Origin of the sequence: Brucella haematophila (genome assembly GCF_005938105.1) — a bacterium.
Classification (GTDB): domain Bacteria; phylum Pseudomonadota; class Alphaproteobacteria; order Rhizobiales; family Rhizobiaceae; genus Brucella; species Brucella haematophila.
In genome coordinates, this window is record NZ_VCPE01000041.1 from 1 (window position 1) to 6,987 (window position 6,987).

The following is a 6,987-nucleotide window of genomic DNA, read 5'->3' on the forward strand; positions in this document are numbered from 1 at the left end:
CGCTGAAAAACAAACGAGGGAAGGTTCAAACATGGGTCAATTCTAAATGGAAATATCACCCCAAACCGGGTCACTTCTCAGCGGCAATCAACAGTGTTTCGGCCAAAAGCCGTTCGAGGGCCGCCGAAACAGCGGCGTTTTCCGCATCAGCATCAGGTTCCCCCTGATGTTCCTTGAAGTAGAGCGATGCGGCTCGCTCCGCTTCCGAGTTCGACAAGCCGATCAGTCCCCTGATCCCGTTCTCGAATTCGCGTTTTGTAATTTCTTCGCCGGAGGCCATCTTGTTGGCCAACAATTGCGCAGCTTCTGCCTTTGCGGCGTTGGACGCCTTTACGCGGCGAATGTAGTCCGGCTCGGTGTTCGCGCCCAGTCGGGCCAAGGTCTCGTCAAGTGTGGCAATACGATCTGCCATACCCCGGTCGATCAGCGCTTCGGAGTAAAACACCCTGCCCTGACCAAATCCGTCTTCGACTTTGGATTTCGTGACGCCGCGCCCATCGGCAACGCTCTGCAAAAACCGGCCATAGGAGCGGTTTACGCTGTCCTGAATGTAAGCCAGCGTGTCCTTGCCGAGTGGTTCGGTTTCGTTGCCTTCGACTTTGTGCTTGCCTGCCGAAATGTAGGTGCGCTTGACGCCAGCCTTTTCCAATGCGGCAGAGATATCGTCGTGCGCCATATAGACACCGATCGACCCTGCACGCCCGGACGGCGTGACAACAATTTCGTCGGCAGACGACGCAATCCAATAGGCAGCGCTCGCAGCCAGCGAATTGACCTGCGCTATGATCGGCTTTTCACCGCCGCGCAGTTTGCGAATTTCCGTTGCGAGTTCGTCCGTGCCCGGTACCGAGCCGCCAGGACTATCAATATCAAGAACAACGGCCTTCACATCCTCGTTGGAAAGTGCCTTATGCAACTTTCGCTTGATGCCGGCATAAGAAGTGCCGCCACTTATCGCGGAAAACAGGTCCATTCGGTCGGCCAATACGCCATAAACCGGGATCACTGCGACTTTGCCGTCAATTTCAGCGATTTCCTTCGCGCGAGCATCAGAAACAGCCGCTGCAAATTCAGGTGTGACGAGCTTGTCGCCCGCCACACGCGCCGCAAGAACATCAGCCAGAACGGCTAGTTTTTCGCGCTGAATCGCCCACGGTTCGGCCTCGAAGGCCGTCAAAATGTGTTCGAATTTCATGAAATTCCTTTATCCAGCGCTTGGCTGTGTATCGTCCAGCGGTGGGCTGCCGTTGTGTCCGACCATGGACAGAGGCTGCATGGTGCCGTTGACGATCAATTCGTCGCCGCCATCCATCTTTGGCTTGTTTTCGTAAGCTCTGGCCTCGTTCGGCGTGTAGATGCCGTTCTGAACCATCTTCTGCAGGAACTCTGCCCTCGCCTGGCTATCGCCGCGTAGTAGGCCTTCCATATTGAACTTCACGACGGTCGTTTTGCGGGTCTTTGCATCAAGCAAGTCGCGGTAGATTGCCGATTCAATGCTTCTGAGCATGGGCGTGAGGCAGGTCTTGGTGAACTGCAGTGTTGATCGCCGCATACTCGGATGCATGAACGCGCGGCAGCTCTGAAGGCTTCGGCTGCCCTTTTTCGATTAGAGCGACGATGGCGGGTTTAGTCGCAGGCCGGTTGTCATTGCTGGCTGGCTCGTCGACCCATTCGGAGATGAGGTCGTGTTCCCGATCCCTGTAGAGCGAGAAGTTGCCGCCCTCGTACCAATCACATTGGTCGGTCGCGATAATACGTTTGCTGGCCACCCATCCAAACGCCTGCCTCCGCATCGGCCCAACCTTCCGTCCATCGCGGGTGCGGTAGAACTTGCCGGTTTCGATGGTGAGGGAAGGCGCAAGCAGTTCAAAACATTCTGGGCTTGCACGAGTATACTGTGGCTGGACCGCAAGCGTTTCATAATCGACAGGTCCGTCGATATTCAGCAGATATTGGCCATTGTCCACGACCTTCCCGCCAGACCACGATTTAATCGTGGCTAACTTTCCAACCGCGCCGGTCGTGGACAACCCGTCCTTTATCAAGCGCACCCGATCACCGACCTTGAAAGCAGGTTTGCCGGTTGCGCCAGCAACGGGCAGGAGTTCGAATTCGTCAGTTGTCAGATAAAATCTGTCACCAACATCATCGGTCACCCATATATCGCCATCAAAATCGATGTTCTTGACTTCGTAGGTCGCCCCCTCACGCACATCCAGTTGCGTAACCAAGCTCTTGACCTTGTCGCCAACCTTCACTGTTTGCTTGTCAGCCATCACGCTACTCCCCTCGTCTTGGTGTTTTTCGTAAGCTTCTCTTTTTTGGTGAAATCGACCGGGATGACGTTGTCTTCTTCAGGCTTGTCAGCCTCGACGCCGCCGTCGTCCTCTTCAAAATCTGGCTCGACTTCGAAGCGCGAGACCTCAAGCTGCACAAGGCCCGTGCCGGGAATCATGAAACGCACAGTCAGCCAGCGGTAATTGTCGCGCTCCTCGACAATGATGCCCTTCCACTTCCAAAGCCGGTGGACGACGATTTCGCCGGGTAAGTCCCAGCATTCACCGCATTCGCAGGTCATGCGGCACCTCTTTTTGGTGCGCGGTGGTAAGTGACCGGCGCGCTGGAAACGTAACACCCGTCCTTCAATAATGCGTACTGCCGTGCCTCTGCTTTTTGCGCAGATGTCCGGTAAGGCTTGCGGTTTGTCATGTCCCGCTCGCCAGTTCGTGTGTATTTCGTTTTCAAGTAATTGCCTCCTCATCGGGAGGTTAGTCGTCGGCCCCGTCATCCTCGCGGTCGGCCTGCCTTTCGGCAATTGTGCTGCCTCGTAAGGTTAGTGGACTGTGCCTGTGTACGGCCCGTCCAGAATCGTTATTCGGGGCAACGAGACATAAATGTCCATGCACCCTCCCGAATAACCGCCGTTGAAAGTTGTGCGCCGCACAACAGTGTTCTCTGTTGGGCTTGGTGGCGGTAGCGTGGGCGACCTCTCCGAAAGCAGCGACCAAGCGTGGCCTCTGGTAATGCCCATCAGTTCCGCGATCTTCCCAAATGATGCGCCTTGTTTACGGTGCGCGGCGGCAGTTGCCTGCAGTCTGTGTCTTGATGAATGCAGCATGTCTCCTCGTGTCGGTTGGTGATGGTTGACAAGCGCCGCATCTATCGGCATCTGTCTCGTCGGCCAGGGTGGTACCTGGCAAGGAAACCCCGGCGTAGAAGTGGCTTCGGCCCTCCTCGTGTTAACCGGGATGTACGGGAGCGGCGGGGTAACGGGTGGTGCCGACCCACAACGCCGCTCTTTTTAGGTTTCGGCGTTGGAACCAAATTCGCCGCCAAGTAGTTTTCTTCTTGATAAACAAGGAGATCACTATGCTTACAGCCGGTGTGATGTGGCTTTTTGGCGTTCCGCTCGTCGTCGTAATTCTTGTCTACTTCTTATTTCTCAGAAGGCGTTAACGCCTTCGTCTGGGAACGCCAAAAGCGCCAGCCGCGTTTCAGCGGCCAGCGTCCCTGATAATTTCTATGGCGGCACTTCAACGAGAGCCGGTTCGCTTCTGTCGGCAACTTTCGTCATTCGCTCTCTCCTCTATTTCGATTGCGCCTCAGCGCGGTTTCTATCTGTTGAGTGCCGATATCCTTGGGAGGATGTTTTCTGGCATCATGAGGTAGGCCCTCCTTCGAACTGTCCGGCGTCTTCTGCGTCGGTTGATGACGTACAAATATGACAGATTCGCATACATGTCAACACATGATGACATATTCGCACGTTACATTTTCACAACAATATGCGAAAAGCCCATCATGGATAAGGATTTCGCCTTTCGCCTTCGCACGGCGCGTGAATCAAAGAATATGAGCCAGGCAGATCTTGCCGCCTTGATTGGGCGCGACAAGTCGTCGATCAGTTTGCTTGAAGGCGGGAAACGCGGCGCCAGTATCGATTTCGTCGCCCGACTAGCGAGGGCCTTGGACCTTAGTGAAGATTGGCTGGCATTCGGCAAGGGTCAAATGCTACAGACGCGCGAGCCGATAGCAGGCGAGCGCCCTGCGGACGTGTTCACGCCGAAACTAATCCCCGGCAATGAACTGGTTGGTGATCAACGCGACCTCCCCGTCTACGCAGCCGCCAAGGGCGGCGACGGTCACGTAATAATTACGTTCGATCCAATCAGCTACATGAAGATGCCAGCCGTCCTGCAAGGCGTTAAGGGCGGCTACGGCCTTCTATTGTCGGGAGATTCCATGGTCCCGGCATATCGGCCCGGTGAAACCGCGCTCGTAAACCCCAATCTACCGCCAATGCGCGACGAAGATGTGATCCTTTATCACACCAGCGAAATGGACGAAAACGAAGCAATCATCAAGCGACTCGTTGGCTTTAATGACCGTGAATGGATGCTCGAGCAATACAATCCGCACAAGGAATTCAAAGAGTTCCGCGGTGACTGGCCGGTATGCCACCGAGTTGTCGGGAAATACAATACGCGCTAGTTAGCCGTTGGCTGCTTCCAGAATATTTTCCGGCACGCGTCCAAACATGGCTATTACCTCAGCCTGATTATTCCATTTGTAAACTGCAATAACTGCCGCCTTTGACGCAGAAAGCCGAACCGCGAGACGCTCGGCCTCCTCTAATCTCTCGACCTGAATCGGCACATCAGGAATCACACCCCAACGTCCGGCTGTGAATGACTGAACAAAAATCACTGGAGCCATTACTCATCTCCCTAGTACGAGCCCAAGGATTCCATCTCGAACGGAACATTTCAAGAACAATTTACAGTTAATAAACCATATCATTTTACATGATGTGTTTTTGTCATCGTTAGGCGTTGACATAGGGTGACTATTTCGCATATAAAGATTACACCACAGCACGAAGACAGCCTCACCAGCTTGATCTGCTGACCACCGACCAAAACACGAGGAGAAACCCATATGACCGCAACAGCACCGAGAAGAAGAAGCTCAAAGCCTCGCCTGAATGAAATCATAGGCGGCGGATTCTTTGTATTCCGCCGCGGCAAGAAGACTGGCCGCGTAGGTGTTTACACCTCCATGCCATACGAACACGGCTCGTTTGAGCAGGCCTTGGCCGAAGCGACGCGTCTCGCTGCCCTGTGCCCCGGCGAAACCTTCGAAGTTTTCCAGACGAGCGGCGCCGTAGCTTGCTGTGCTCCAGTTGAGCTGGCGGAGGCTGCATAAGATGGAGCGCGACCCAGCCACAGAACTTGCAGCCGCGCCCATCCCGCGCGGGCAAAAAAACATCGTCGATGCGCTGACAGCGATTTACCCGCGTCGCATCTACATCGACGAACTCGTCGACAACGTCTACGCCTTTGACCCAAACGGCGGTCCTGATGGCGCGCAAAACGTTGTGCGAGTTCAAATCAGTCGCCTCCGAAAGCTCCTGCCTTCCTTTGGCTGGACGATTCCACAGACAAATGGCCAGCAAGGTCAACGTGGGTTCTACCGTCTCGCGCCAGTTGCCGAGAACGACAACGTATCGGCAAAAGACCGGAGGGCAGCAGCATGAACCGCGCGCTTTTGGATCTGCTTGCCGACGACGAGTTCGAAACCGAGACCGACGCACCGAAGGCCGGTAATGCAGAACCGATGCGCCGTCCTGATTACCGCGCCAAGAAGCATGCACGCCCACAGCCGTGGATAAGGTACGCAGCCAGAGAAGCTGTGGAACTGGCTGTCGTGCTGGGGTTCGTTGTAGCCGTGTGCGGCGTTGGATTGGGTCTGTCGGCATGAGGCGCGAAAGATAGCGACGGGGCGCTTAAGCCCCCGAACCTCCAAGAATGACAGCCCTTGCGCATCTGGCGCCACGGCTTTTTGCACCCACCAAACACGAGGAGAGCAACATGCATAGACATGTATCGACGACGCACGCCGTTATGGCGCCCACCCTGACCGCAGCTGAATTTCAGCAACAAGGCACGACTGCTGCGCAAGCGCTGTCGATTTCAAAGGCAGTGCGCGCGCTTGGTTATCACACTGAGGCCGAGACACTGCGCGACACCGCTTTCGAACTGGCGCGCATTACCGGCGTTCGGTTCCGCTATGGCGCTCCGCGCCAGCGTCGTAATCCTGCCAACGACAACCGCCGTCGGCAGCGGAGGGCAGCATGACTACCGCCGTCACCCGCCGCATTGACGTGGCATATCTCAACGCGCTGCGGCTTGGCCCGCAGCGGATCGGCTATCCAGGCATTCCTTTGCCTGTTGCCTGCCGTCTGGCGGCAACCGGTAAGGCGCGAGTGCTTGGCAATGTCGTCGAGCCGCGCCCATGACCATCCCAGAACAGGCAGTACAGGCTATGCCGGAGCGCGTCTTTTTAGGGTGCGCAGATACCGACAACGAACATCAGGTTTGGACTGATGAAGATGAAGGCGGCACAGAATATGTCCGCGCCGATCTTGCCGCCCCTCACCTAGCAGCGGTGCGGGTGAACGTGGATGCTCTTGCACAAGAAATCCGCCGCGTTGATGGCAACCACGATAAAGGTGCGGCGGCTCTGGCCGAAGCGTTGATGCCGTTCCTCTCCGCGCTTGAGCCATCCCCGTGTGAAGAACTCATGAAGCAAATCCGAGATGGTACAGCTTATGGCTTTCTCAATGACGGTTCCCAGCCGGAAGGCAACCCAGATTTGGACTGCCCGTATTGCTGCGGTTCTGGTCATAGGGGAGACGTAGAGCCATCCGCTGGCAGAGCGGCTGTGCTGGAGGAAGCGGCACAGGTTGCAGAAGAGCGAGCAAAACATACGACAGGCTGCAATCCGTATTATGTCGCTATCGGAATTGCCGCCGCCATCCGCGCCCTCCATCCAGTAGCGGATAAGCCCAGCGATGACGGAGCGCAGGGGGAAGGATGGATGCCTATTGAGAGCGCGCCGAAGGATGGGACGCACATTCTCGCAATCCTATATCGTGATGCTTGCTCCGATATGGATGACATCCATAGAGCGTCGTTCAGCGAGGTC

12 protein-coding genes are annotated in these 6,987 nt (G+C 55.9%); 7 read left to right on the plus strand and 5 right to left on the minus strand.

The features are described from left to right. Positions 1–70 precede the first annotated feature (70 nt). From FGI60_RS25910 to FGI60_RS26625, 4 genes are read right to left on the minus strand one after another with little or no spacing between them, the layout of a single operon-like run. Positions 71–1,195 (minus strand): S49 family peptidase, encoded by a 1,125-nt coding sequence (locus FGI60_RS25910; protein ID WP_138787548.1) that lies wholly within the window; start codon positions 1,193–1,195, stop codon positions 71–73. 9 nt (positions 1,196–1,204) lie between these two features. After that, positions 1,205–1,507, minus strand: coding sequence for a phage portal protein (locus tag FGI60_RS25915; RefSeq protein WP_235889946.1), 303 nt, complete (start codon positions 1,505–1,507; stop codon positions 1,205–1,207). Further along, positions 1,491–2,276 carry a hypothetical protein gene (locus FGI60_RS25920; protein WP_138787549.1) on the minus strand — a complete coding sequence of 262 codons (786 nt, stop codon included), beginning with the start codon at positions 2,274–2,276 and terminating at the stop codon, positions 1,491–1,493. The genes FGI60_RS25915 and FGI60_RS25920 overlap by 17 nt, the downstream gene beginning before the upstream one ends. Then, positions 2,276–2,788, minus strand: a complete 513-nt coding sequence (locus FGI60_RS26625; RefSeq protein WP_235889947.1) for a hypothetical protein — start codon at positions 2,786–2,788, stop codon at positions 2,276–2,278. The genes FGI60_RS25920 and FGI60_RS26625 overlap by 1 nt, the downstream gene beginning before the upstream one ends. Positions 2,789–3,801: 1,013 nt before the next feature. On the opposite strand from FGI60_RS26625, the gene FGI60_RS25935 reads away from it, so the two are divergent. Next, positions 3,802–4,491 (plus strand): XRE family transcriptional regulator, encoded by a 690-nt coding sequence (locus FGI60_RS25935; RefSeq protein WP_235889948.1) that lies wholly within the window; start codon positions 3,802–3,804, stop codon positions 4,489–4,491. Here the strand turns inward: FGI60_RS25935 and FGI60_RS25940 are convergent, their stop codons facing one another. Beyond that, complete coding sequence (locus FGI60_RS25940; RefSeq protein WP_138787552.1) at positions 4,492–4,716, minus strand: hypothetical protein; 225 nt, start codon at positions 4,714–4,716, stop codon at positions 4,492–4,494. A 222-nt stretch (positions 4,717–4,938) separates the two neighbouring features. Here FGI60_RS25940 and FGI60_RS25945 point away from each other — a divergent pair, with 222 nt between their 5' ends. The 6 genes from FGI60_RS25945 to FGI60_RS25965 form a co-directional block, all read left to right on the plus strand. Further along, positions 4,939–5,205, plus strand: coding sequence for a hypothetical protein (locus tag FGI60_RS25945; RefSeq protein ID WP_138787553.1), 267 nt, complete (start codon positions 4,939–4,941; stop codon positions 5,203–5,205). Between the two features lies 1 nt (position 5,206). Continuing rightward, on the plus strand, positions 5,207–5,536 hold the full coding sequence (locus tag FGI60_RS25950) for a helix-turn-helix domain-containing protein (protein WP_138787554.1): 330 nt from the start codon (positions 5,207–5,209) through the stop codon (positions 5,534–5,536). Continuing rightward, a complete protein-coding gene (locus FGI60_RS25955) occupies positions 5,533–5,760 on the plus strand; it encodes a hypothetical protein (RefSeq protein ID WP_138787555.1) in 228 nt (75 codons plus the stop codon). The genes FGI60_RS25950 and FGI60_RS25955 overlap by 4 nt, the downstream gene beginning before the upstream one ends. Positions 5,761–5,870: 110 nt before the next feature. Then, positions 5,871–6,137 (plus strand): hypothetical protein, encoded by a 267-nt coding sequence (locus FGI60_RS25960; protein ID WP_138787556.1) that lies wholly within the window; start codon positions 5,871–5,873, stop codon positions 6,135–6,137. Next, positions 6,134–6,298, plus strand: a complete 165-nt coding sequence (locus tag FGI60_RS26390; protein ID WP_171058861.1) for a hypothetical protein — start codon at positions 6,134–6,136, stop codon at positions 6,296–6,298. Before FGI60_RS25960 ends, FGI60_RS26390 begins: the two co-directional genes overlap by 4 nt. Beyond that, on the plus strand, positions 6,295–6,987 hold a 693-nt coding region (locus FGI60_RS25965; protein WP_210238475.1), incomplete at its 3' end, for a hypothetical protein. The genes FGI60_RS26390 and FGI60_RS25965, both read left to right, overlap by 4 nt.

Excerpts from the sequence above, each read along its gene's own strand:
- FGI60_RS25935 (WP_235889948.1), top strand. The coding sequence starts at position 3,802 with ATGGATAAGGATTTCGCCTTTCGCCTTCGCACGGCGCGTGAATCAAAG.
- FGI60_RS25920 (WP_138787549.1), bottom strand. The coding sequence starts at position 2,276 with ATGGCTGACAAGCAAACAGTGAAGGTTGGCGACAAGGTCAAGAGCTTG.
- FGI60_RS26390 (WP_171058861.1), top strand. The coding sequence starts at position 6,134 with ATGACTACCGCCGTCACCCGCCGCATTGACGTGGCATATCTCAACGCG.
- FGI60_RS25960 (WP_138787556.1), top strand. The coding sequence starts at position 5,871 with ATGCATAGACATGTATCGACGACGCACGCCGTTATGGCGCCCACCCTG.
- FGI60_RS25915 (WP_235889946.1), bottom strand. The coding sequence starts at position 1,507 with ATGCTCAGAAGCATTGAATCGGCAATCTACCGCGACTTGCTTGATGCA.
- FGI60_RS25910 (WP_138787548.1), bottom strand. The coding sequence starts at position 1,195 with ATGAAATTCGAACACATTTTGACGGCCTTCGAGGCCGAACCGTGGGCG.
- FGI60_RS25950 (WP_138787554.1), top strand. The coding sequence starts at position 5,207 with ATGGAGCGCGACCCAGCCACAGAACTTGCAGCCGCGCCCATCCCGCGC.
- FGI60_RS25945 (WP_138787553.1), top strand. The coding sequence starts at position 4,939 with ATGACCGCAACAGCACCGAGAAGAAGAAGCTCAAAGCCTCGCCTGAAT.
- FGI60_RS25955 (WP_138787555.1), top strand. The coding sequence starts at position 5,533 with ATGAACCGCGCGCTTTTGGATCTGCTTGCCGACGACGAGTTCGAAACC.
- FGI60_RS25940 (WP_138787552.1), bottom strand. The coding sequence starts at position 4,716 with ATGGCTCCAGTGATTTTTGTTCAGTCATTCACAGCCGGACGTTGGGGT.
- FGI60_RS26625 (WP_235889947.1), bottom strand. The coding sequence starts at position 2,788 with ATGACGGGGCCGACGACTAACCTCCCGATGAGGAGGCAATTACTTGAA.